General features: G+C 66.1%; 23 protein-coding genes and 1 pseudogene. 16 read left to right on the plus strand and 8 right to left on the minus strand.

What is annotated here, in order from left to right; translation table 11 throughout:
• The 3 genes from G3N62_RS26045 to G3N62_RS26055 all read left to right on the plus strand — a co-directional run.
• Positions 1 to 320 (plus strand): 4Fe-4S dicluster domain-containing protein (locus G3N62_RS26045; protein ID WP_206141340.1); only part of this gene is annotated, 320 nt, incomplete at its 5' end.
• A gap of 48 nt (positions 321 to 368) precedes the next feature.
• Positions 369 to 1,562, plus strand: a complete 1,194-nt coding sequence (gene bktB / locus G3N62_RS26050) for a beta-ketothiolase BktB (RefSeq protein ID WP_034191088.1) — start codon at positions 369 to 371, stop codon at positions 1,560 to 1,562.
• A gap of 37 nt (positions 1,563 to 1,599) precedes the next feature.
• Positions 1,600 to 2,454 carry a 3-hydroxybutyryl-CoA dehydrogenase gene (locus G3N62_RS26055; RefSeq protein ID WP_034191089.1) on the plus strand — a complete coding sequence of 285 codons (855 nt, stop codon included), beginning with the start codon at positions 1,600 to 1,602 and terminating at the stop codon, positions 2,452 to 2,454.
• Between the two features lie 62 nt (positions 2,455 to 2,516).
• On the opposite strand, the gene G3N62_RS26060 is transcribed toward G3N62_RS26055, so the two are convergent.
• On the minus strand, positions 2,517 to 3,182 hold the full coding sequence (locus tag G3N62_RS26060) for a TetR/AcrR family transcriptional regulator (protein WP_124671305.1): 666 nt from the start codon (positions 3,180 to 3,182) through the stop codon (positions 2,517 to 2,519).
• Between the two features lie 94 nt (positions 3,183 to 3,276).
• Between G3N62_RS26060 and G3N62_RS26065 the strand changes: the two genes are divergently transcribed.
• The 5 genes from G3N62_RS26065 to G3N62_RS26085 all read left to right on the plus strand — a co-directional run bounded on the left by G3N62_RS26065 (position 3,277) and on the right by G3N62_RS26085 (position 8,626).
• Positions 3,277 to 4,101, plus strand: a complete 825-nt coding sequence (locus G3N62_RS26065; RefSeq protein ID WP_059557414.1) for an NmrA family transcriptional regulator — start codon at positions 3,277 to 3,279, stop codon at positions 4,099 to 4,101.
• Positions 4,102 to 4,103: 2 nt separating this feature from the next.
• Complete coding sequence (locus tag G3N62_RS26070) at positions 4,104 to 4,589, plus strand: anthrone oxygenase family protein (protein WP_034191105.1); 486 nt, start codon at positions 4,104 to 4,106, stop codon at positions 4,587 to 4,589.
• Positions 4,590 to 4,907: 318 nt separating this feature from the next.
• A complete protein-coding gene (locus G3N62_RS26075; RefSeq protein WP_049030027.1) occupies positions 4,908 to 6,419 on the plus strand; it encodes a caspase family protein in 1,512 nt (503 codons plus the stop codon).
• A gap of 31 nt (positions 6,420 to 6,450) precedes the next feature.
• A complete protein-coding gene (locus G3N62_RS26080; protein WP_049030028.1) occupies positions 6,451 to 8,061 on the plus strand; it encodes a C1 family peptidase in 1,611 nt (536 codons plus the stop codon).
• Positions 8,062 to 8,065: 4 nt separating this feature from the next.
• Entirely contained in the window at positions 8,066 to 8,626 is a 561-nt protein-coding gene (locus G3N62_RS26085) for an OmpA family protein (protein ID WP_124671304.1), read from the plus strand.
• Between the two features lie 21 nt (positions 8,627 to 8,647).
• On the opposite strand, the gene G3N62_RS26090 is transcribed toward G3N62_RS26085, so the two are convergent.
• A complete protein-coding gene (locus G3N62_RS26090) occupies positions 8,648 to 9,448 on the minus strand; it encodes a helix-turn-helix transcriptional regulator (RefSeq protein ID WP_124671303.1) in 801 nt (266 codons plus the stop codon).
• A 91-nt stretch (positions 9,449 to 9,539) separates the two neighbouring features.
• Between G3N62_RS26090 and G3N62_RS26095 the strand changes: the two genes are divergently transcribed.
• Both G3N62_RS26095 and G3N62_RS26100 read left to right on the plus strand, forming a co-directional pair.
• The gene (locus G3N62_RS26095) at positions 9,540 to 10,448 is read left to right on the plus strand and encodes a DMT family transporter (RefSeq protein ID WP_059557408.1); all 909 of its coding nucleotides are present in this window, start codon (positions 9,540 to 9,542) and stop codon (positions 10,446 to 10,448) included.
• Positions 10,445 to 11,422: an ATP-binding protein gene (locus G3N62_RS26100; RefSeq protein ID WP_124610161.1), complete on the plus strand. Its 978-nt coding sequence runs from the start codon at positions 10,445 to 10,447 to the stop codon at positions 11,420 to 11,422. Before G3N62_RS26095 ends, G3N62_RS26100 begins: the two co-directional genes overlap by 4 nt.
• Before the next feature lie 65 nt (positions 11,423 to 11,487).
• On the opposite strand, the gene deoC is transcribed toward G3N62_RS26100, so the two are convergent.
• The gene (gene deoC / locus G3N62_RS26105; RefSeq protein WP_124671302.1) at positions 11,488 to 12,168 is read right to left on the minus strand and encodes a deoxyribose-phosphate aldolase; all 681 of its coding nucleotides are present in this window, start codon (positions 12,166 to 12,168) and stop codon (positions 11,488 to 11,490) included.
• Positions 12,169 to 12,305: 137 nt separating this feature from the next.
• Here deoC and deoR point away from each other — a divergent pair, with 137 nt between their 5' ends.
• Positions 12,306 to 13,076, plus strand: a complete 771-nt coding sequence (gene deoR, locus G3N62_RS26110) for a DNA-binding transcriptional repressor DeoR (protein WP_034191096.1) — start codon at positions 12,306 to 12,308, stop codon at positions 13,074 to 13,076.
• Between the two features lie 34 nt (positions 13,077 to 13,110).
• Here deoR and G3N62_RS26115 read toward each other — a convergent pair whose 3' ends face one another.
• Genes G3N62_RS26115 through rbsK form a run of 3 tightly spaced genes read right to left on the minus strand, consistent with a single transcriptional unit; the run spans position 13,111 to position 16,506 of the window.
• Positions 13,111 to 14,163, minus strand: a complete 1,053-nt coding sequence (locus G3N62_RS26115; protein WP_124671301.1) for an aldose 1-epimerase family protein — start codon at positions 14,161 to 14,163, stop codon at positions 13,111 to 13,113.
• A gap of 2 nt (positions 14,164 to 14,165) precedes the next feature.
• Positions 14,166 to 15,539, minus strand: coding sequence for an L-fucose:H+ symporter permease (gene fucP, locus G3N62_RS26120; protein ID WP_034191098.1), 1,374 nt, complete (start codon positions 15,537 to 15,539; stop codon positions 14,166 to 14,168).
• A 40-nt stretch (positions 15,540 to 15,579) separates the two neighbouring features.
• The gene (gene rbsK, locus G3N62_RS26125; RefSeq protein WP_124671300.1) at positions 15,580 to 16,506 is read right to left on the minus strand and encodes a ribokinase; all 927 of its coding nucleotides are present in this window, start codon (positions 16,504 to 16,506) and stop codon (positions 15,580 to 15,582) included.
• Positions 16,507 to 17,169: 663 nt separating this feature from the next.
• Between rbsK and G3N62_RS26130 the strand changes: the two genes are divergently transcribed.
• A complete protein-coding gene (locus tag G3N62_RS26130) occupies positions 17,170 to 18,447 on the plus strand; it encodes an acyl-CoA dehydrogenase family protein (RefSeq protein ID WP_049034843.1) in 1,278 nt (425 codons plus the stop codon).
• A gap of 218 nt (positions 18,448 to 18,665) precedes the next feature.
• Here the strand turns inward: G3N62_RS26130 and G3N62_RS26135 are convergent, their stop codons facing one another.
• Together G3N62_RS26135 and G3N62_RS26140 are read right to left on the minus strand one after the other, a co-directional pair.
• Positions 18,666 to 19,772 carry a sigma 54-interacting transcriptional regulator gene (locus G3N62_RS26135; protein ID WP_059557401.1) on the minus strand — a complete coding sequence of 369 codons (1,107 nt, stop codon included), beginning with the start codon at positions 19,770 to 19,772 and terminating at the stop codon, positions 18,666 to 18,668.
• Positions 19,769 to 20,986 (minus strand): acyl-CoA dehydrogenase family protein, encoded by a 1,218-nt coding sequence (locus tag G3N62_RS26140; protein ID WP_034191100.1) that lies wholly within the window; start codon positions 20,984 to 20,986, stop codon positions 19,769 to 19,771. The genes G3N62_RS26135 and G3N62_RS26140 overlap by 4 nt, the downstream gene beginning before the upstream one ends.
• A 174-nt stretch (positions 20,987 to 21,160) precedes the next feature.
• Here G3N62_RS26140 and G3N62_RS26145 point away from each other — a divergent pair, with 174 nt between their 5' ends.
• The 4 genes and pseudogenes from G3N62_RS26145 to G3N62_RS26160 form a co-directional block, all read left to right on the plus strand.
• Positions 21,161 to 21,388 carry a hypothetical protein gene (locus G3N62_RS26145; protein ID WP_124671299.1) on the plus strand — a complete coding sequence of 76 codons (228 nt, stop codon included), beginning with the start codon at positions 21,161 to 21,163 and terminating at the stop codon, positions 21,386 to 21,388.
• Between the two features lie 40 nt (positions 21,389 to 21,428).
• On the plus strand, positions 21,429 to 22,619 hold the full coding sequence (locus G3N62_RS26150) for an acyl-CoA dehydrogenase family protein (RefSeq protein WP_124610156.1): 1,191 nt from the start codon (positions 21,429 to 21,431) through the stop codon (positions 22,617 to 22,619).
• 244 nt (positions 22,620 to 22,863) lie between these two features.
• Entirely contained in the window at positions 22,864 to 23,442 is a 579-nt protein-coding gene (msuE, locus tag G3N62_RS26155; protein WP_124671298.1) for an FMN reductase, read from the plus strand.
• A 30-nt stretch (positions 23,443 to 23,472) separates the two neighbouring features.
• Positions 23,473 to 23,731, plus strand: a pseudogene (locus tag G3N62_RS26160) (LLM class flavin-dependent oxidoreductase); the annotation flags it as partial.

Below are 23,731 nucleotides of genomic sequence, written 5' to 3' on the forward strand. Positions count from 1 at the left end.
ACGGCAAGCTGACGTTCGACCGGCTGTCGTCGGTGTTCATCTCGAACACGAACCACGAGGAGAACCAGCCGGCGCACCTGACGCTGAAGGATGCGAGCGTGCCGGTGAACGTGAACCTGCGCACGTATGCGGGGCCGGAGGGGCGTTTCTGCCCGGCGGCGGTGTACGAGTTCGTGAAGAACGACGACGGCAGCGACCGGCTGGTGATCAACGCGCAGAACTGCGTGCACTGCAAGACCTGCGACATCAAGGACCCGACGCAGAACATCGTGTGGGTCACGCCCGAAGGCGGCGGCGGGCCGAATTACCCGAATATGTAACGCAACGCATCCCCGCGCCCGCGGGCGCGAACGAACCGGAGTGAGACGATGAGCAATGCAGCGAAGGAAGTCGTGGTGGTGAGCGGTGTTCGTACCGCGATCGGTGATTTCGGCGGCAGCCTGAAGGATTTCTCGCCGACCGATCTCGGCGCGAAGGTGGTGGCCGAAGTGCTGTCGCGCGCGAACGTGTCGGGCGATGCGGTCGGCCATGTCGTGTTCGGCCACGTCGTGAACACCGAGCCGAAGGACATGTATCTCGCGCGCGTCGCGGCGATCAACGGCGGGGTCGCGCAGCACGCGCCGGCACTGACCGTGAACCGTCTGTGCGGCTCGGGGCTGCAGGCGATCGTATCGGCCGCGCAGACGATCATGCTCGGCGATGCCGACGTCGCGATCGGCGGCGGCTCGGAAAGCATGAGCCGCGCGCCGTACACGGTGCCGGCCGCGCGTTTCGGCCAGCGCATGGGCGACGGCAAGCTCGTCGACATGATGCTCGGCGCGCTGCACGACCCGTTCCAGACGATCCACATGGGCGTGACGGCCGAGAACGTCGCGAAGCAATACGACATCTCGCGCGACGCGCAGGATGCGCTGGCGCTCGAATCGCATCGTCGCGCGGCGCGCGCGATCGCGGAAGGGCGCTTCAAGGACCAGATCCTGCCGATTTCGATCCGTACGAAGAAGGGCGAGGTGGCGTTCGATACCGACGAGCACGTGCGCCACGATGCCAGCGCGGACGATTTCACGAAGCTCAAGCCGGTGTTCGCGAAGGAGAACGGCACCGTGACGGCCGGCAACGCATCGGGCATCAACGATGCAGCCGCGGCCGTGCTGATGATGAGCGCGGATGCCGCGCGCGCGCAGGGCGTGAAGCCGCTCGCCCGCCTCGTCGCGTATGCGCACGCGGGCGTCGATCCGGCCTACATGGGCATCGGCCCGGTGCCGGCCACGCGCAAGGCGCTCGAACGCGCGGGCCTGAAGATCACCGATCTCGACGTGATCGAGGCGAACGAGGCGTTTGCCGCGCAGGCCTGCGCGGTCACGCAGGAACTCGGCCTCGATCCCGCGAAGGTCAACCCGAACGGCTCGGGCATCTCGCTCGGTCACCCGATCGGTGCGACCGGTGCGCTGATCACGGTGAAGGCGCTGTACGAACTGAAGCGCATCGGCGGGCGTTACGCGCTCGTGACGATGTGTATCGGCGGCGGCCAGGGTATTGCTGCGATCTTCGAGAACATCTGATAATCGAACCCTCAGCACCCGAACACACAGGAACTACATGGCCATCGAAATCGTCGGCGTCGTGGGCGCCGGAACCATGGGTAACGGCATTGCGCAGACCGCGGCCGTTGCGGGACTCAACGTCGTGATGATCGACGTCAGCGACGCCGCGCTCGACAAGGGCGTCGCGACGCTGAAGGGCAGCCTCGAACGGCTCGTGTCGAAGGACAAGCTCGACGCGGCCGCACGCGACGCGGCGCTGGCGCGCATCACGACGTCGACCGACTACGCGAAGCTCGCATCGGTCGACATCGTGATCGAAGCCGCGACCGAGAACGTCGAGCTGAAGGGCCGCATCCTGGCGCAGATCGAGGCCGTCGCGCGGCCCGATGCGATCATCGCGACCAACACGTCGTCGATCTCGATCACCGCGCTCGCGGCGCGCCTTGCCGATCCGTCGCGTTTTCTCGGCATGCACTTCTTCAACCCGGTGCCGCTGATGCCGCTCGTCGAGATCATCCGCGGGCTGCAGACGAGCGACGCGACCGCGGCGGCCGTACGTGAGCTGACCGAGCGTTTCGACAAGTCGCCGATCGGCGTGCGCAACTCGCCGGGCTTCGTCGTGAACCGCATTCTCGTGCCGATGATCAACGAAGCGTTCTTCGTGCTGGCCGAAGGCATCGCGTCGGCCGAGGAAATCGACGCGGGGATGAAGCTCGGCGCGAACCACCCGATCGGGCCGCTCGCGCTGGCAGACCTCGTGGGCCTCGACGTGTGCCTCGCGGTGATGGACGTGTTCCTGAAGGATTTCGGTGATCCTAAATATCGCGCATGCCCGCTGTTGCGCGAGATGGTGACGGCAGGGCGGCTCGGGCGCAAGACCGGGCGCGGGGTGTACGACTACAGCAAGTAAGCGGCACGTCATGCCACTTCGCGCGGCCGCCTTCGGGCGGCCGTGTGCATTGAGCGGCGCGGTTACGCGTCGAGCACCACCAGATCCCGCGGCAGCGTGTGCTTGAACATCGTGAGGATCTGCCGCGCGGCCTTCGGCGGCAGCGTGATCGCGTGACGCACGGCCGCCGCGATCTGGATCATCATCAGCTCGGCGAACGCGCTCCGCTGTGCGCGTGTCGTGTCGCGCGCCACTTCTCCCAACGCGTCCGCGAGCAGGCCGGCCAGGAACTCGCCGTCCGCCCGGTCGAGCGCCTGCAGCGCCCGGTCGGCCTGCGTCGCGCGCCAGATGTCGCGCATCAGCGGCTCGTCGACGAACATCCGGTAGTAGCTGTCCGTGATGCGCGCGAGCGTGTCGTGCAGGTCGCCCAGCGTCTTCAGCGTCGCGAGGTCGCGCCGCACGCATTCATGCCCGGCCGCGTTGTAGCGCTCCGCGAGCGTGCCGATCACGGCCGCCTTGTCCGGAAAGTACTGATACAGCGAACCGAACGAGATGCCCGTGCGTTCGACGATGTCGCTCATCCGGAACGCGTCGCACCCCTTCTCGATCATCACTTCCGACGCGCACGCCAGGATGCGCTCGAACCGCTCGCGGCTGCGCTGCTGCGTCGGGACGAGCCGTGCACGCGCCGGTGCGTCCGCTGCCGCCGCTTCGGGCTCGGTGGTTTGCCCCGATTTTTGTCGGCCCATGCCGCCTCCGGAAAAACTTGACGTTGCTAATGCGAGAGTTTATCGTGTTTTTAAAACGCGAGAAGTTATCGCATTTTGGTCAAAGGAGATGCACATGTCGGCACTTCCCATCCTCGTCGTCGGCGGTTCGGGCAAGACGGGCGCCCGCGTCGATGCACGGCTGCGCGCGCGCGGCATCGCGACGCGGCCCGTATCGCGCACGTCGGCCGTTCGCTTCGACTGGACGGCGCCGGCGACCTGGCCGGCCGCGCTTGAGGGCGTGTCGGCTGCATATGTGACCTACCAGCCCGACCTGTCCGTTGAAGGCGCTGTGGAAGCGATCGCGGCCTTTGCGCGGCTCGCGCGGGAACGCGGCGTCGCGCGCGTCGTGCTGCTGTCCGGGCGCGGCGAGCCCGGCGCGCAAGCGGCCGAGGCTGCATTGCAGGCATCTGGCATCGGCTGGGGTGTCGCGCGGGCAAGCTGGTTCAACCAGAACTTCTCGGAAGGTTATCTGCTCGACGGCGTGCTGGCCGGTGAAGTCGCGCTGCCGGCCGGCGCCGTGCGCGAGCCGTTCGTCGATGCGGACGACATCGCCGACGTGGTCGTGGCGGCGCTCACCGACGTGCGGTTCGCTGACCGCGTGATCGAAGTCACGGGCCCGCGCGCGCTGACGTTTGCCGAAGCCGTCGGCGAAATCGCGCGCGCCGCCGGCCGGCCGGTTACCTATCGCGAGATTTCACACGGCGCGTTCGTCGCCGAACTGCACGAGGTCGGGGTGCCGGAGCCGGTCGTCGCGTTGCTCGACGATCTGTTCCGCGTGGTGCTCGACGGGCGCAACAGCGCGGTGGCGCATGGCATCGAGGAGACGCTCGGGCGGCCGGCGCGCGATTTCGCCGACTACGCGCGGGCGACGGCCGCAACCGGCGTGTGGAGCGCCTGATCATGATCGCGTTCGTGACTGCCGCGTTGCTGTGGGGTTCGGCCATCGGCTGCGGGCTGATGGCCGGCGTGTACTTCGCGTTCTCGACGTTCGTGATGACGTCGCTCGGGCGGCTCGCGCCACAGGCCGGCGCGGCCGCGATGAACGCGATCAACGTGGACATCGTGCGCTCGCCGTTCATGCCGCTGTTCCTCGGCACGACGCTGATGGCGCTCGCACTCGTCGTGATCGCGCTGTTCGATCGCGGCCAGCCGGGCGCGATGGCGGCGGTCGCGGGTGGCGTGCTCTATGTATTCGGCATGTTCGCGGTGACGATGGCCGTCAACGTGCCGCTCAACGACGCGCTCGCCGCGGCCGATCCGGCGACCGCGCAAGGCGCGGCGCTCTGGACGCGCTACCTGCGCGACTGGACGATGTGGAATCACGTGCGCACGGTCGCGTCGGCGGTTGCGTGCGTGTGTTTCATCGCGGGGATTGCGGCGCGGTAGCGGCAGAGTGCGGGCGAGGCGCCACGGCCGATGCAACGGGGACCGTATCGCCGTCAATCGTCAGGGTATTGAAGCATCGTGCTCCGGCCGCATTGGCGAAACACCCGATTTGAACGGAATACGCTTTCCCCGGATGATATGTGGACAAACATCGGGCACGCGACCGACCGCGTGTCGGGGATGTACCGGGGAGGTGCCGTGAACGGAATCGTCAGACCATTCGCGCGAATTGCCGCGCCGACCTCGGCCGCTCGCTAGGCGAAGGGAGGAGACATGCGGCCGGGTTCGCAATTACGATTCGATCCACGGCGTCGTGTGATGCTCGGCCGTTTGTCCGCGCTAGCCGCGCTGCCGTGGCTCGATGGCCCGGCAGTGCAGGCGGCGCTTCGCGATGCGCCGCGTGCGGCACTCGTGATCGGCAATGCCGCGTATCCGCGCGCGGCGCTCGACAATCCCGTCAACGATGCAACCGCGATCGCCGACGTGCTGGGCAGACTCGGTTTTTCGATCGATCGCCGGCTCGATGCAGGGCGCCAGTCGATGGTCGACGCGATCGGCGAATTCTGCGCGAAGGTCACGCGTACGCAATCCGTTGCGCTGTTTTATTTCGCCGGGCACGGGATACAGATCGACTGGCGTAACTACTTGCTGCCCATCGATGTCCGGCTCGCGCGCGCGGACGACGTGATGCGGCAGTCCGTCGATGTCGCGACGCTGCTCGACGGCCTCGGCAAGGCCGACACGCCGACAAGTGTCGTGATTCTCGATGCGTGCCGCGATAATCCGTTCGGTGCGGCGGGCAAGACGGGATCGGGATTGAGCCAGATGGACGCGCCGACACGCACGCTGCTCGCGTATGCAACCGCACCCGGCAATGTCGCGTCGGACGGCGATGGCCGAAACGGTCTCTACACCGAGAACCTGCTCAAGGAAATCGTGCGCCCGGGCGTGCAGATCGAGGACGTGTTCAAGCGCGTGCGGCTGTCCGTGCGGCAGCGCTCGCAGGGGCGGCAGATTCCGTGGGAGAGCACGTCGCTCGAAGACGACTTCTTTTTCGTGCCGCCGGCCGACGCACATGTGCCGACGCAGGCGGAGCGCGACGCGGCGTTCGGCAAGGATCGCGATGACTGGCAGGCGGCGCAGCAGTCCGGCACCGCGCAAGCGATCTTCGCGTACCTGAAAGCGCATCCGAACGGACATTTCAGCGAAATCGCCCAGGTCGAACTGGATCGTCTGCTGGCAGAGAGCGGCGAGCAACGGATCAGGGTTCAGACCTCATCCGCGAATCCGTACAGCCAGGGCAGTGCGGAAGCCGGCAGGATCGCGCTTGGCGACCGTTACGTTTACCGGTTCGTCGATCGTCTTCATCAGGACGAGCGGGTGTTCGTGCATCGCGTAACGCGTATCGTCGGCGACCGGATCGAATTCAACGGCGGCAAATTCGTGACCGATCTGCTCGGCAATCCGCGCCGAGAGGCCGACGGCGGCGTGCTTGGCGACAACCAGCTGTTCGCGAGCGAGTACTCGATCGGCAAGGAATGGATCACGCGCTTCGACTACACGTTTCCGAATGGCAAGGTGGACGTCGTCGAACTGACATGCAGGGTGGTCGCGCGCGAGACGATCGACGTGCCGGCCGGTCGCTTCGACGCGTTTCGGGTCGAGGCGAACGGCTGGCGGCTGTATGTGCCGTCGCGGCGCGCCCGGACGTACTGGGTCGCCCCGGGCAAGGTGCCGCGCTTCGTCGCGATCGATACCGTGAACTACGACCGGCACGGCGTCATGTCCGCAAGCGAGCGCCGCGAACTGATGTCGTTCACGAAAACGTGACACACGTATCCGGCTGCCGGGGAGTACGATCATGTGCCGTCGCCTCCGCTTCTCCATCGCGTGCGTTCTGCTTGCGGCCGCCGCGCGGCCCGTGTCCGCGCAGACCGGTCATGCCACGGGGCTCGTCGACGACCCGCCCGCCGTGCTCGCGGCCGTGCCGCGCCAGCCTGCTTATCGCGCGTACCTGCCTCCGCGCTCGGATTTCACACGCTATTTCCCGCTCGTGCGCTCGCAGGGCGAGCAGGGTTCCTGTACGGCCTGGGCGACCGGCTACAACGCGCTTAGCGCCGCCTTCAACCTGCAGCTCGAACGGCAGGGCGCGGCGGGCGGTGAGCGGCGTCGCGTTGCCTTCAGCCCGGCCTACCTGTTCAACCTGCTGCATCGCGGCCGCTGCGAGGGCGGCACGTCGGTCACGGCCGCCCTCGATGCGATTCACGACAACGGCCTCGTCACGTTCGACGGCTTGCCGTACGACCCGAAGACGTGTTCGGCGCTGCCCGACGACCTGCGCATGCGCGACGCGCGCAACAATCGCCTGCTTACCTACAGCCTGATCGACAAGGATGACCGCGACGTCCTCGAGAAGATTCGCGGCGCGGTCTTCGCGCGCAAGCCGGTTGTGATCGGGATCTATTCGGGCGACATCACGAGCGCGCTGCAGCGATACCGCGGCGGGGTTTTCCGCGACGTGCTGCCGAAGGAGAATGCGCACGCGATGGTCATCGCCGGCTATGACGACGCGAGCCAGACCTTCACTGTCGTCAACTCATGGGGCGAGCACTGGGGCGAACAGGGGCTGCTGCGCATCGACTACCAGACGCTGCTCACGAACTTGTCGAACGGCCCGTTCGTCATCGATGAAATCGACCCGGACGGGATTCGGCGGTTGCTGACCGCCGCGCATGTCGAACCGGAGCCGCCGCCGGTGCCGCCGGTGATTCGACAGAACGTGTCGCCTGATGCGCTGCGCGATGCGATCCGGCGCCGCGTGGACAAACTGCAGTGCGCGCGCGTTGACGCCGGTGTGGCGGCTGACCGAAGCGTGGCGCTAACGGGCTTCGTCGGCTCTCAGGGCGATCTCGACGCATTGCTGAAGGCCGTTGCTGCGATGCCGGATTCAGGGCGCGTCGACAATCGCGTGACCGTGCATCCGTGGCCGCAATGCGAGGTCTACCTGAGTTTCGACCAGGGGCTGCGCCATGCGGGCGGGCTCGACGTGAAAGCGGTCGGACACCCGGCCGAGCGCTATCGGGAAGGCGATTCGCTCGCGCTGCAGGTGACGAGTCCAGGCTATCCGAGCTACTTGTATGTCGCGTACCTGCAGGCGAGCGGCGAAGTCGTCTATCTGAGCTGGCCGGAAGGCGCGTCGCCGCGCCCTGTTCCACCGCGCAGCCGGCTCGTGTTCGGCGGTGGCAGGAACGGTCAGCCCGTGTATCGCGTCGCGAAACCTTTTGGCGACGAGATCGTCGTCGTGATCGCGTCGCGCCGGCGGCTCGTCGTGGGCACACTGCCCGACAAGGAGGTCGATCGCGAATTCCTGACGAAATTCCGGATGCCGCTGCTCGACCCCGATCCGGCGGCCTCCGCGCACGACGCAGTGGCGGTTGCCGTGTTGCCTTTGAAGACGGTGGCGAAGGAGTGAACGCATGAAGACGATGCTTGCCGCGCGCATCGCGGCCTGCCTGTGGTGCGCTGGCGGATTTGCCGCGTTGCCTGTCCATGCCGGCGATGTAGCCGACATGCGGCCGTCTGCCGACGAAATCGTGCGTCAGCTTGCGCCGCATGGCGCGAGCCGCAGCTTGCGCGGCATCGTCGTCGAACGGGCACCGGTGCGCACGCAGGATGATACGCCGGGCCCGCCGTCCGTGAACCTCGCGATCCAGTTCGATTTCTCGTCGGCCCGTTTCACGCCGGGCAGCCGGGTGCTGCTCGACAACCTCGGTTATGCGCTGAGCGACGACGCGCTCGCGCACGCCCGGTTCCGGATCGTTGGGCACACCGACGCGTCTGGCAACCCGAGCACGAATCTCTCTCTGTCGAGGCGGCGCGCGCAGGCCGTTGCGGACTACCTCGTGTCGACCTTCGGGATCGACGGCACGCGGCTCGCAGTCGAGGGTGTGGGCAGTGCGCGCCCGAAAGACCCGGCGCATCCGCGTGCGGCCGTGAACCGGCGGGTCGAAGTCGTGAATCTCGACGGCGGCCAGTGAGTCGGGCCGGGGCGACCCGCGCTACGCATAGAACGCCGACGGCGACACGCCGAAGTGCCGCTTGAACATCGCGGAGAACGCGCTCTGGCTGCTGTAGCCGTGATCCATCGCGACGGTGACCACCTTTTCGCCGTGCGCCAGACGCTTGAGCGCGAGCAGCAGCCGCGCCTGCTCGCGCCAGCGGCGGAAGCTGATCCCCGTCTCGCGCCGGAACGCGCGATGCAGCGTGCGCACCGACAGCCCGAGCAGGTCGGCCCATTCGGCGATCGTGCGCAGGTCGTCGGGCGCGGCGACGAGTGTGTCGCAGATCGTCCGCAGGCGCGCGTCGTGCGGCCGTGGCAGGTACAGCGGCAGCAGCGGTGCGACCGTCACCTCGGCCAGCAGCAGGTGCATCAGGTGATCGTGGCGCGAACCCGGCGCATAGTCGAGCGGTACCTCGACCGCGGCGAGGATCAGCTCGCGCAGCAGCGGATGCACTTCCACGACGCAACTGCGCGCGGGCAGGTGCTCGACCGCACCCGGTTCGACGAACACGGTGCGCATCTGCACGTCGCCGCTCATCTGCACCGTATGGTCGAGGCCGGCTTCGAGCCACACGCCGCGCGTCGGCGGCACGACCCACGACGCGCCCTCCGACTGCACGTGCATCACCCCTTCGATCGCGTAGAGAAGCTGCGCGCGGCGGTGCCGGTGCGCCGGGATCGACGTGCCGTGCGTATAGGCCGCCGCCATCGCGGACACCGGCATCGGCGTCGATTCGTAGCGCAGGTGCGCGAAGGGCTGGGTGGACTCGAATGTCCGATTGGCGATAAGTCCTGACATTTTGGCGTGAGACAGGCAGTTGGGCGGACGGGCACGATGGCGTTCCGATTCACGCCAGATTCCCTGTCAGGATATTAATCCGTCGAACGCGATGAACAAGTCACCTTTTCTGTTTCCCTTCTGCGCGATCGCGCTGTGGGCCGGCAACGTCGTGGTGTCGAAGCTGTCGGCGTCGACGATCGACCCGTCGGCCATCACGTTCTACCGGCTGCTGTTGGCGGTCGTGCTGATGAGCGTCTTCACGCTCGCCCCCGCATGGCGCAATCGCGCGGTACTCGTCGCGCACCTGCCGAAGCTCGCGGCGCTCGGCTTTCTCGCGATGGCGCTGTTCCAGAGCCTGTCTTACGAGGCCGCGAAGACGACCAGCGCGACCAACATGGCGATCATCACCGCGCTCGTGCCGCTGATGACGATGGTGCTCAGCTCGCTGCTGCTCGGCGATCCGCCGGGCGCGGGCATGATCGGCGGCGGGGGGCTGTCGCTCGCGGGTGTCGTCTACCTGATCGCCGAAGGGCACCCGACGGCGATCGCCGCCCGCGGCGTGCACATGGGCGACCTGCTGATGCTGGCCGCGTCGGCCGCGTACGCGCTGTACGGCGTGTTGCTCAAGCGCTGGCGCATCGGCGCGCTGCCGGCATGGCAGTCGACCTACGTGCAGGCGCTGGCCGCGCTCGTGTTCATGCTGCCGATGCTGCTGCGGTTGCCCGCGCAGGCCGCCTGGCCGACGCGCGCGAGCGTGCCGCTGATCCTGTACGCCGGCGTGCTGGCGTCGGTGGTGCTGCCGTATCTGTGGATGCAGGGCGTGCGGCTGCTCGGCCCGAGCCGCTGCGCGATGTTCATGAACCTGCTGCCGGTGATGACGGCCGCCGGCGCGATCGTGTTGCTCGGCGAATCGCTGCGGCTGTATCACCTGGTCGGCGGCGGTGTCGCGCTCGTCGGCGTGGCGATCGCGCAGCGGTTTCCGTTCCATGCCAGGGCGTCGCAAGAGGTCCGCCAATGAGCGCCGGATTCGACATGCGGGACCTGATTGCCGCACTGCCGGACGGACCTGCGCCGGTTGCCGACCCGTCGCTTGCGCGCCAGCTCGAACGCATCGCGACCGCGCTCGAAGCAATGGCGCACACCGGGCGGCCGGCCGACGTCGATTTCGAGGCGGCCGTCGCGTTTCGCTGGCGCGGCTTCGGCGGCGGCCCTCGAACGGCGCCGCTCGAGCCGATCGCCACGCCCGCGCTCGTCGGGTTCGACGCGCTGCACAACATCGGCCGGCAGGCGGCGATCGTCGAACGGAACACGCGGCAATTCGTGCGCGGGTTCGCGGCCAATCACGTGCTGCTGACCGGCGCGCGCGGTACCGGCAAGTCGTCGATCGTGAAGGCGTGCCTGCACGCGTTCGCGGTGCACGGGTTGCGGCTGATCGAGGTCAGCAAGGAAGGGTTGAGCGACCTGCCTGCGATCGTCGAGCTCGTACGCGCGCGGCCCGAGCGCTACATCGTGTTTTGCGACGACCTGTCGTTCGAGGCCGGCGAGACCGGCTACAAGGGGCTGAAGACGGTGCTCGACGGCTCGGTCGCGAGCGACCTGTCGAACGTGCTGGTGTATGCGACCTCCAATCGCCGCCACCTGATGCCCGAGCAGGCGAGCGACAACGCGAACGTGACGCGCGCGGAGAACGGCGAACTGCATCCGGGCGACGCGGTCGAGGAGCGGATTTCGCTGTCGGAGCGCTTCGGGATCTGGGTCACGTTTTATGGCTTTACGCAGGACGAATACCTGGCCGTCGTCGAGAGCCGCCTCGGCGCGGCCGGCTTCGACGACGAAGCAATCCGCGCGGCGCGCGAGCCCGCGCTGCAGTGGGCGCTGGAACGCGGTGCGCGCTCGGGCCGCATCGCCGTGCAGTTCGCGCGCGATTACGCGGGGCGGCTTGCGGACGAACGCGGCGCCGAAGAGGGCGGGCCGATTCGGCGGACGGGTTGAACGGGGCGCAACGTCGCGCGTGACGACGCCCGTCGGCCCGATGCGGCCGTGCGCCGTTGGCGTCGTCAGTACCCCGCCCCGCCGCCTGCCTGATCGGTGACGATCGCGACGCCCGAGCTCGTGCCGAGCCGCGTCGCGCCGGCCTCGAGCATCGCGAGTGCGGCCGCGCGGTCGCGCACGCCCCCCGAGGCCTTCACGCCGAGTGCCGGGCCGACCGTGCGGCGCATCAGCGCGACATCCGCGAGCGTCGCGCCGCCGTGGCCGAACCCGGTCGACGTCTTCACGAACGCGACGCCGAGATCGCGGCACATCTCGCACACGCGCACCTTCTCGTCGTCCGTCAGCAGCCCGGTTTCCAGGATCACCTTGAGCGGCACCGCGCCGCATGCGCGGTGGACGGCCGCGATGTCGGCCTTCACGTCGTCGGCGCGGCCGCTCTTCAGCGCGCCGATGTTGATCACCATGTCGATCTCGCCGGCGCCCGCGTCGATCGCGGCGGTGGCTTCGAATGCCTTCGCGGCCGACAGCCCCGCACCGAGCGGGAAGCCGACCACCGCGCAGACGAGTACGCCGGTATCGGCCAGCTCGCGTGCGGCGAGCGGCACGTTCGCCGAATTCACGCAGACCGAGTAAAAGCGATGCTCGGCCGCCTGGCGGCAGAGTTCGCGGATCTGCGCGTCGCGCGCGTCGGGCGCGAGCAGCGTGTGATCGATGGTGTGGGCGAGTTGGGCGTTGGAAAGCGGCATGTGTCAGGACTCCACGGTTCGTGTGCCGGAAGGGCACACAGAAAGTTGATGTTTTCACATCGGTTTGTTACAAATACGACATTCCGGCCAGGCCTGGGCGCCCGGCACGACACGCGACGGGTAGGCAGGATACTGGCATGGAAACGAAGAAGGGCGAACGGATCAAGACCTTGATGAACGTGCTGCAAGGGCAGAACGCGATTCATCTGAAGGAAGTCGCCGAGCTGTTCGGCGTCTCCGAGATGACGATCCGCCGCGATCTCGCGGACAACCCGCACGGCCTCAGCCTGATCGGCGGCTATGTGACGCGCCATTTCGCCGCGCAGCGCAGCGACATCGGCGAGTACCTGATCAGTGCCGAGAACAACCGGCAGACCGAGGAAAAGCGCCGCATCGGCAAGCTGGCCGCTCAGTTCGTGACGACCGGCGACACGATCTTCGTCGATTGCGGCTCGACCACGCCGTTCATCGTCGATTTCATCCCGGACGACCTCGAGTTCACGGCGGTCTGCAACTCGCTGAACGTATTCGCGAAGCTGCAGCAGAAGCCGCATTGCAACGTGATCCTGTGCGGCGGCGCGTATCACCGCCAGAACATGGTGTTCGAATCGGTCGCCGAAACGGGCATCCTCGACTCGGTGCGCGTGTCGAAGGCATTCATCTCGGCGGCCGGCGTCAGCGAGCGCTGCGGCGTCACGTGCTTCAACTTCCACGAGGTCGACGCGAAGAAGAAGGTGATGGCGCGCGCACAGAATCGCTTCCTGCTCGTCGACCACACGAAGTTCGACGAAGTGCGCGCGGCCTATTTCGCCGAGCTGACCGATTTCAACTACGTGATCTCCGACGGGCAACTGAGCCACCGCTACGAAACGGCGATCCGCGAACACGGCATCGCGCTCGTGACCTGATGACCCGCGGCCATGCGTCGCGCGTTGCATCGCATCAGGCATCACGTGCTTCCGCCGCGCTCAGGTAGCCGGTGAGCACGTCGAAGCGGCGCGTTGCGCCCGGCGCGAGCGCCGCGACATGGCCCTTGCGGCGCTCCGCTTCATATCCCTCCGGCTCGCAGGTCGACGGCAGCGCAAACGCGGCGACCTGCTGGTCCGCGTTGTGCAGGATCCAGCGCGTCGCATGCGGGAATTGCCCGGGGCGGTACGCGGTGTGGAATGCGCCGCCATCCGGATGCGCGAGCCGGAAATGCGCGATGCCATCGGCGTCCGTTTCCGCACCGTTCATGAAGAACACGATCTCGGGGTCGTACAGCGCGGGCGTATCGAGCGTCGTCAGCCGCTCGGGTTCGCGCGCGAGCGTGGCCGTGTAGTCGCGCCACGCGGCGGTCGGCTTCACGTGTGCCGGCACGCTGTCGCGCAGCCGCAACCCGCCGCGCGACAGCGATTGCACGAAGCGGCCGCCCGGCACGTACGCGTAGTTCAGGTGGGCCATGTACATCAGGTCCATCGGCGTGCCGCCGAGATTCGTCACGCCCATCGCGATCGTCATCCGCGCCTCGTGCTCCGCGAGCCGTACCGACGGACGCGCGACATAGTGGCTGCCGAAGCCCTGCACGTACTCGTATTCGCCGGTCACTTCGACGCTCGCGCCGCGCGCATCCGTGCCGACGACGAGGCTCGCGCGGTCCATCGGCGCGCACGGCATCTCGCCGTGCAGCGCATGTGTGTCGTCCGGCCCCGGACAGCCGTTGCGCAGCAGCCCACTGTGGAACATGAAGCAGCCGTAGGTATCGATGATCGATGCGGCGCGCTTCGGCTGCCGGAACATGTGTTTCATCGTCAGGTCGCGGCCGTCGAATTCGGCGGCCCAGATCATCTGGCCGAGATACGGCAGCACGACGAGATGGCCGCGGCGGTTTTCGAGCTTCAGCGCCTCGACGCCCGACGGATACGCGAACGCGGTGACGGTGAGGCCGTCGGTGCGGTACAGCGTGCGTGGCGTTTCGCGGAAGTCGTCGCGCCGCAGTTCGATTTCGCCTCGCATGGTCACGCTCCCGACGTGTTGCGCGATGCGGCGTAGCGCGCGGGCGCACGGCCGTCGGCGGCTGCGTCGGGCGTCGCGGCCGGCAGGTGACGCAGGCAGTGGAAGCCGTAGTAGACGATCACGACGAAGCATGCGAGCGGCACGACGAACGCGAGCTGCATGTTGCCGCCGGTGTGATCGGAGATCAGCCCCTGGATCAGCGGCACGACCGCGCCGCCGACGATGCTCATCACGAGGATCGAGCCGCCGTATTCGGTGTCCTTGCCGAGGCCGTCGATCGTCAGGCCGTAGATCGTCGGCCAGCACGGGCCGAGGAACACGCTCACGCACACGGCCGCATAGACGGCCGTGATGTTGTGCACGCTGATCGTATACGCGAGCAGCGCGATGCACAGGATGCCGTAGACGATCAGCACCTTGGCCGGGCCGACGCGCTTCATCACGAGTGTCGCGACCAGCTTGCCGACGAAGAACGCGAAGAACGTCGCGAGCAGGTAGCGCGACGCGCCGCGCTCGGTGAGGCCGCCGATCTGCATCGCGAGCCGGATCGTGAAGCTCCACACGCCGACCTGCGCGCCGACATAGAGGAATTGCGCGACCACGCCCGCGACGAAGCGCCGGTTGCCGAACAGGCGTGCGAGTGTGCCGCGCGCGTCGATCCGGTGCGTGACCGCGCCGGGACCGTTGCCCTTGCAGGCCGGGTAGGGCGTGAGCGCGAATACGATGAATACCGCGACGAGCACGACGATCAGCCACTTGTACGGCTCGAGTGTCGCCTGGATCATCGCGAGCTGGTGTACGTGTGCGTCGGCGGCCGACATCGCCGCGAGCTGCGCATGCGACGCGTCGCCTTCCTTGAAGATCAGGAAGCTGCCCATGTAGACGCCGGCCATCGCGCCGAACGGATAAAACGTCTGCGAGATGTTCAGCCGCCGCGTGCTGGTGTCGCGCGGGCCCATCAGCGTCGAATACGAGTTCGACGCCGTCTCGAGGAACGACAGGCCCGCGGCGATCACGAACAGCGCGACGAGGAACATCCCGTATTTCGCCATCGACGCGGCCGGGAAGAACAGCAGGCAGCCGGTCGTGTAGAGCAGCAGGCCGACGAGGATCGTCGTCTTGTAGCTGAACTTCTTCACGACGGTCGCGGCCGGAATCGCGAGGAAGAAGTAGCCGAGATAGAACGCGGACTGCACGAATGCCGATTCGAAATCGGACAGGAAGAACGACTTCTTGAACTGCGCGATCAGCACGTCGTTCAGGTTCGCGGCGGTGCCCCACAGCGCGAACAGGCAGCACAGCAGCGTGAACGCGAAGAGCGGCGTGCGGTTCAGGTAGTAGCCGTCGGGTGTGTGTTCGATCCTGGCTCGGCTCATGGGTGTCTCCTTCCCAATGTCTCGTCGATGAAGGCGCCGTTCAGAGGCCGGCGTCGTGGAGGAAGCGTTCGAACGTCGCGGCGTCGGCGTACGACTTCTGCGTGCCGAGGCCCGTGACCGAATGCGCGGCGTACGCGGATGCGTAGCGCATCGCGTCGACGGCATCGCGCGACCTGGCGTAGCAGCGCGCGAAGCAGCCGATATACGCATCGCCCGCGCCCGTCGTGTCGCGTGCGTCGACCGGGACGCCCGGCACGTGCCGGGCGCCGTCGCGCGAGACGAGCAGCGAGCCTTGGTCGCCGATCGTGACGAGCACGTGCTTCAGCCCGCGTGCGACCAGCGCTTCGGCGGCGCGAGTGGCGCTTTCGCGCGAATCGACCGGCATGCCCGACACGATCGCGAGCTCGGTTTCGTTCGGCACGAAGAATTCGACGGAGCGGATCCGTTCGAAATCGAGGTCGGCCACCGCCGGCGCGGGATTCAGCAGCACGGGGATGCCGTGCCGTGCGCCGAATTCGATCGCGTGATAGACGGTGTCGAGCTCGATCTCGAGCTGCAGCACGATCAGCGTGCATTCGGCGAGCGCCGGCGCGGCCGCGTCGATGTCGGCCGGCCGCAGGTGGCGGTTCGCGCCCTTGACGATCAGGATGCTGTTGCTCGAATCGGGTTCGACGAAGATCGGCGCGACGCCGCTCGGTACGCCGGCGACCTTGCGCACGTGCGTGGCGTCGATTCCCTCGCGCTCGAAGTTGCGGATCGTGTTGTCGGCGAACACGTCGTCGCCGACCTTCGTGACCATCACGACACGCGCGCCGAGGCGCGCGGCCGCGACGGCCTGGTTCGCGCCCTTGCCGCCGCAGCCGAGCTCGAAGTTCGGCGCCTCGAGCGTTTCGCCCCGGCCGGGCATGCGTGTGACGTAGGTCACGAGGTCGACCATGTTGCTGCCGATGACGGCGATTGTCTCCATCTGCGTCTCTTCCTTTGATATGAGGTGCGCCGCGAGCATGGGGCGGCGACTGTAGTTTTTTGATAATAAAATCACATTAAATGTGAAAATGCAATCTTATGATGTAAAGAGGGTCACTTGGGTCGGGCGTTCCGCGGGGGCTCGCGCGTACCGAGGTTGTCGACATGCAAAAGACGCGAATAGGACGCTGGACGTCATCAACCGTCTGCGGGTACCGATCATCACGACGGGCCTGGGCGATACCCGGACCCTGGTTTCGCGCTATTTCGCGCGTCTCTGGAAGGCCTCGACGAGTCGACGCCGCACACCCATTACGGCGTGCCGGGGACCGACGTGCGCGTCACGCGCCGCACGCGACATCGAAGCCGCATCCGTTGATGCCTCATACCCGTCAATTTGCCGCGCGATGGCACGCGGTGCCGGCGGATCCGGCGTCCTGAGGGCGTTCCGTTCCGGCGATATGGAGGCGCGGCGAAGGAGATCATGAAGCGACACACCCGATGACCGCTGTCCGCCAGCAGCATGTCAGCATGTTTGCTGCGGAATCAGCAGCATTGAAATTGCGGTGAGGGGATTTCAATGCCGGACGGTGCTTGTGCGGTATGGCACGGTTTCTGCATCGGGTGATGCTTTCGACGCCATTTCCAATCTGCCGGAGCCGACATGACCGCTTCAAATCATCTGAAATCCGTCCATCATTCCGATGCCCAGCTGTCGCGGGGCACGGATTACGAGCGCCTGGCGGAGCGCTTCCGCCCGGTTTTCGCGCGTATCGCAGACGGGGCGCTCGAACGTGAACGTTCCCGCACGTTGCCGTATGACCCGATCGAATGGCTCAGGGAGAGTGGGTTCGGCGCGGTTCGCGTACCGGTCGAGCATGGCGGCGCGGGCGCGTCGTTGCCGCAATTGATACAGCTTCTCATCGAACTGGCCGCCGCCGATTCGAACCTGCCGCAGGCGTTGCGAGGCCACTTCGCTTTCGTCGAGGATCGGCTGAATTCCGCGCCGGATGTGGCGCGTGACGAATGGTTCCGGCGCTTTGTCGCCGGAGAACTCGTCGGCAACGCGTGGACCGAGGTTGGCAGCGTCGCGATAGGCGATGTGATTACCCGTGTGCGGCGCGACGGGGATGGCTGGATCCTCGACGGAGAGAAATACTATTCGACCGGAAGCATCTTCGCGGACTGGATCGACGTATTCGCGCGCGATGAAGACGGCCGAGACGTGATCGCGGCCGTCCGGACGAACCAACCCGGCGTGCAACGCAGCGACGACTGGGACGGCTTCGGTCAGCGCACGACCGGTAGCGGCACGACCCGCTTCGACGCGGCGCGAGTCGATGCGCAGAACGTGTTCGACTTCGCGACGCGCTTCAAGTATCAGACGGCGTTCTACCAGCTCGTGCTGCTCGCGGTGCTCGCGGGCACCGGGCGCGCCGCGCTGCGTGACATCGCGCGCGAGGTGAGTTCGCGCAAGCGCATCTTCAGCCACGGCAACGCCCCGTCGTTCGCGCAGGATCCGCAGATCCAGCAGGTGGTGGGAGAGGTGGCTGCGCGCGTATTCGCGGCCGAGGCCACGGCGGTGCGCGCGAGCGAGGCGTCGCAGCGTGCGTACGAGGCACGTTTTGGCGGCGACGAGCAAGCCGAGCACCGTGCGAATGTCGACGCGGAACTGGATTCGGCGCGTGCTCAGATCGTGGTGTCGGACCTCGTGCTGCGCGCGACGACCGATCTGTTCAACGCGCTTGGCGCATCGGGCTCGAGTGCCGCGAAGGGCCTCGATCGCCACTGGCGCAACGCGCGCACGGCGGCCTCGCACAATCCGCTGGTGTTCAAGGCCCGCATCGTCGGCGATCGGGAAATCAACGGTACCGAGCCGCCGTATGTCTGGGCCATCGGCAGCGGGCCGGGTGCGCAAGGCACTTCCACGGTTGCCGCCTGAACGCGTGCGAGGAGCGGACTAGGTGTATCCCGCTCCCTTTACTTCTTCAAGCAGGACTTGCCGAATTGAAAAGGATTGCTGCGTAACGTGTACATGTTCGGCATCGCTGCTTTTCGGTATGCGTGAGCGACGACTGCGAGCGATTCATGTATTCCGATGCTTTCGCGCATGAGCCGGCGACGCAATGCATGTCATGCACGGCATCGCTTCGGCGCGTGCTACTTCAAGGCGTTGATTTCCTTTGCCCGGATCAGGCGTGCACGCAATACGTTGCGGCTGATGCCGAGCAGCTTCGCTGCCTGGATCTGATTGCGGTGGCTGAATTCGAAGGCCACGCGCATCACGGTATCCTCGATATGCTCGAACAGATTGTCGTGTTCCGCGTCGAACAGGCAGCGTAGCGCCTGCTCGAACGTTTCCTGAGGATCAAGGTGTGGCGTCGACTCGTGACGGCGGGCGAACGTCGTGTCGCCATACCGGATCTGGAGATCGGAATCCTGGAGCAGATCATGGCGGCTGACCAGCAGTGCGTGGTGGATCACGTTCTCCAGTTCGCGGATATTGCCGGGCCAGTGATGCGCAAGCAGCTTCTGTTCGGCTCGTCTGTCGATATCCGCGGGGCCGTAGCCAAGACGACCGCGATAGTCTTCGATGAAGTATCGCGCGAGCGGAAGGACGTCGCCCGGGCGTTCGCGTAGTGCGGGGATCGCGAGCTGGACGACGTTGAGCCTGTAGAACAGATCGCCGCGGAAGTGGCCTGCCGCGACGGCATCGTCGAGATGCACGTTGGTGGCCGCGACCACGCGCACATTGATCGGAATACTGTGACGCGCCCCGAGCCGGACGATTTCGCGCTCCTGCAGCACGCGCAGGAGCTTGACCTGCATCGACAGCGGGAGATCGCCGATCTCGTCGAGGAACAACGTGCCGCCGTTGGCCGCCTCGAACCATCCGGGCTTGGCGCTGAACGCGCCCGTGAACGCCCCCTTCTCGTGGCCGAACAGTTCGCTCTCCACCAGCGTTTCCGAAAACGCGCCGCAGTTGACCGCGACGAACGGCTGATTCTTGCGATGGCTCAGATTGTGTACGTGGCGGGCAATCAGTTCTTTCCCGGTTCCGGTTTCACCGATGATGAGCACGCTTGCGTCGCTGGGCGCGATCATGCGTATCTGGTTGAGCAGCGCGAGTGAGCGCGGATCGACGAAGACCTGCGCGCGTGCACGGATCGAGGTGGTGAGCGCGTGCCGATCCGGCAAGGTCAGCACGTCCGGGTCGGCAGTGTCATCCGGGTCGCCCGGTTGGGCGGGAGGGAGCGGGCGGTTCATGAGTAGAAGGTCGGTTGGGGGTAGGTTCGTTTGAGTGCCCACTCGCCGAGTTCCCGCAGTTTGTAGGCCAACGGATCGTGCAGCGAGTGGGTGCGCAGGTTGCGCCAGTGTCTGTCCAGACCCAGTGCGCCGTGGGTAGCGCGTGCGCCCGCGACGTCGAACATGCGGGTACAAACGTCCAGCCCGGTCCGTATCGCCGAGACTTTTGCGCTCGCGACCGCAATCGCGACTTCTCCGCGCTCATCGTCGCTGAGTGCCGCGCCGAGTGCCCATGCATCGTCGAGTCGGGCGGCGGCGCGGTCGGCCAGAACGCGGACGGCCTCGAGGCCAGCCCAGAACTCTCCATACTGGCCGAGGATATAGGGGTCGTCGTCGGTTCTTTCCGCACGGGACGAGGGCCAGGGTCGGGCCTCGTGCAAGGTGTAGTGTCGTGCGTCGTTGAAAGCGCCCTCGCTGATGCCCAGGTAGACGTTCGTGAGAACGAGCTGCGCGATCAACGGGCGAAGGCAGGCGAACGGTGTGGAGAGCGGTCCGGGATCAGAGAGGATTTCGTGATGCTCGACGCGCACCCGTTCGAAGGTCACGGTGCCGCTGTCGGTTTGGCGCTGGCCGATATTGTTCCAGTCCTCGGAGATGGAAATGCCGCTGCGGTGCGTCGGGACAGCCGCGATGAGCAGCGCGTTGGTGTCGACGTCCCGAGCGGAAGCGATCAGCATTTCGGAATCGAGTGCGCCGGAGCAGAAGCTTTTCTGGCCACTGAACTCGAGCCAGCCGTTGCCCGGAGAACTGATCGTGCGCTCGTCGAGCGGATTGAGCGCGTTGCCCCAGAACCAGTCGTGGGCGGCCGTCTGCTGGAACCATGGCTCCCATTGCTCGGCGGCGCCGAACAGACGGACGGTGGCAAGCAGCAGATGATGAAAACCAAACAGGTGGGCAAGCGAGCCGTCGGCACGCGCGAGCGTACGCACGACGTCCAGCGTGGTCAGCCAGTTCGCACCGAGTCCGCCATAGACGGCTGGAATACTGAGTCGCAACAGGCCGCTGGCGCGTAGCGCATCGCGCTCGGCCTTTGGCGTGCCGCCCGCACGATCTCGCTCGGCGGCGGTCTGCCCGAATCGGGCAGCCAGTTCTTCGGCGATGACGCGTACTGCCGAGGTATCGGAGGGCGTGCCGCGAAGCCCGATCGTATCCGGATAGGTCGAGAGTGTTGCCATGTGAAAGGTAGGAGTGAAGTGCGGCGTAGTGTTCCGGTGTGAGGGATTCTCTTTGCGTCGATGCTTCCTGGAAAGCAACGAATTTTCATATCCAAATCAGAAGCTTGATTTTCAGGCAGCGGGAAGGGGCACGGTTGCTTGGTGGTCAGCATCCTGCTGACGGAATGCTGATTGATGAGCACGCGCGGCGATCGGCTCGTCAGAGCGGGCAACGCCACGAATGAGTTTCTCCCGACGGGCGGCGGCGCGGTGCCGGCCATACGCGCATCGATCGTCATCAGCTTGGCACTGCTTGGATTGCAACCGTCGTCGGTCGTGTGCAAGCCCGTTACGGGGCACGAGCGGCGCCTGCGGGTTCTGATGCTTTTGAGTCCATTCGCCCATGGCATGGAACATGCGTGAGCGTCTGCTCGAACAATGTCGATCAGAAGGTGTTTCGCTCATGAAGCATATCGGTGCGGAGACAGTCGAAATGGCCGCGTGGCAGCCCGTGGTGGAGTCCGTCGTGCAGGAGCTGGCACGTACGGCGATAGCGCGCGACCGGGCGGGTGGAACGGCGTTGCACGAGCGTCGAGTACTTCGCGATAGCGGCTTGCTTGCGCTGAGCGTGCCCCGCGCATATGGGGGGCACGGAGCGACCTGGTCCGACACGCTGGCCGTCGTACGGCGTCTCGCTCGGGTGGACAGCTCGCTCGCGCATCTCTTCGCCTTTCACCACCTGCATCTCGCGACAGTGCGCTTGTTCGGGCGCCCGCAGCAGTGGGAACCCTGGCTGGAGCAGACCGTTTCGCAACGCTGGTTCTGGGGGAACGCGCTCAATCCGCTCGACAAGGGTACGCGCGCGGAATCGGATGGGGCGGACGGATGGGTTTTCGTCGGGCGCAAGAGCTTCTGCTCCGGCGCGGCTGATTCAGATCGCCTGCTGGCGTCGGCTTTCGATGCGCAGGGACGTTTGCTGATCGGCGTGGTGCCGACTGCCCGCGAAGGGATCGCGATCCTCGACGATTGGGACAACATGGGGCAGCGTCAGACGGATAGCGGGACGGTGCTGTTCGAGCAGGTGAAGGTGGCCGGCGACGAGATCCTAGCCGATCCGGGGCCTTTGTCTTCGCCGTTTGCATGCTTGCGGCCGCTGTTGGCCCAGTTGATTCTGGCGCATATCTATCTTGGTCTCGGCGAAGGCGCGATAGGCGCCGCGCGGGATTTTACGCGGGAGAGTACGCGATCGTGGGTCGCGTCTCCGGCATCGCATCCGACGGAGGATCTGTATGTGCAGGGTCACTACGGTCGGTTCTGGCTTGCCATCGAGGGGGCAAGCGCATTGGTCGAGCGCGCCGCGGGCGCGTTCGATGTGGCCTGGCGGCGCGAGGCGGCGCTGACGGAACGCGAACGGGGCGAGGTGGCGATAGCCGTCGCGGCGGCGAAGGTTTCGTCTGCGCAGGCTGGTCTCGATATCACGCAGCGCATGTTCGAAGTGACCGGCGCGCGGGCAACGACGGCCGCGCTGCGGTTCGATCGGTTCTGGCGGAACCTGCGTGTTCATACCCTGCACGATCCGATCGACTACAAGATTCGCGAGTTGGGGGACTGGGCCCTCAACGAGCGTTTTCCGACGCCTTCTTTTTACTCCTGATGCTGCTCGTGACGCGGCCCGGAAGCAGGGATGCTGCGGGTCAGTCATCTGGATCGGAGATATGGATTCCAGTCCGTTCGGAATGATTTAAGGATCGGCTTGCGATCCGCGAAATGTCGCGGCGTGACCGTAGATTGAGCCCATTTTGTCCGTTGCGGAACGGAAGAGGCGTGTTTGGCACGGTATTCGCTAGATGGTTGGTCGACGTTATCGGACTCGTGCGACAGATGAAGAGGAATGCTTGATGGGAAAGAAGACATACAAGGTCGTTGCGGTATCGGGCAACACCTCGCGGCCGTCACGAACGCTCGCGCTGTCGGAGGCGTTGCTGTCCGGCTTGCGTGCCGAGTTGTCTGTCGAGCCGCATTTGATCGAACTCGGGGTGATCGCGCCGGTGCTGTCCGGTGTGCTGTCGAGAGCGGATGCCGGCGACGAACTGGAGCGACAGTTGCGCGCGATCGAGGAGGCGGATGCATTGATCGTAGGAAGTCCTGTCTATCGGGCTTCGTATACGGGGCTCTTCAAGCATCTGTTCGATCTTGTGCATCACGAGGCGCTGATCGACGTGCCCGTTCTGCTGGCTGCGACGGGGGGCAGCGAACGTCATGCGCTGGTCATTGACCATCAATTGCGCCCGCTGTTCAGTTTTTTCCAGGCGCGTACCTTGCCGATCGGCGTGTACGCGTCCGAACGGGATTTCCAGAACTACACGATTACGAGCCCCGAGTTGCGCGGGCGCATCCGGCTGGCCATCGAGCGGGCCGTCCCGCTCGTTCGCGAAGTCGGCGGATTTGAATCTTCCGCGGCCGTGCCGGTCGCGTGAATCTCGACATTTTCCAACCAGGACATTTCCATGAGCAACACGACTTCCTCCGGCGATGCCGTCAAATTCGCGTACTGGGTGCCGAACGTCAGCGGCGGCCTCGTCGTCAGCACGATCGAGCAGCGTACCGACTGGAGCCTTGAATACAACCAGAAACTCGCACGCACGGCCGAGGCGGCCGGCTTCGACTACGCGCTGAGCCAGATCCGCTTCACGGCCGGCTACGGCGCCGAATACCAGCACGAGTCGGTGTCGTTCAGCCAGGCGCTGCTGCATGCGACGACGAAGC

The sequence above is a fragment of the Burkholderia sp. Tr-20355 genome (assembly GCF_017104685.1).
Lineage (GTDB): Bacteria > Pseudomonadota > Gammaproteobacteria > Burkholderiales > Burkholderiaceae > Burkholderia > Burkholderia seminalis.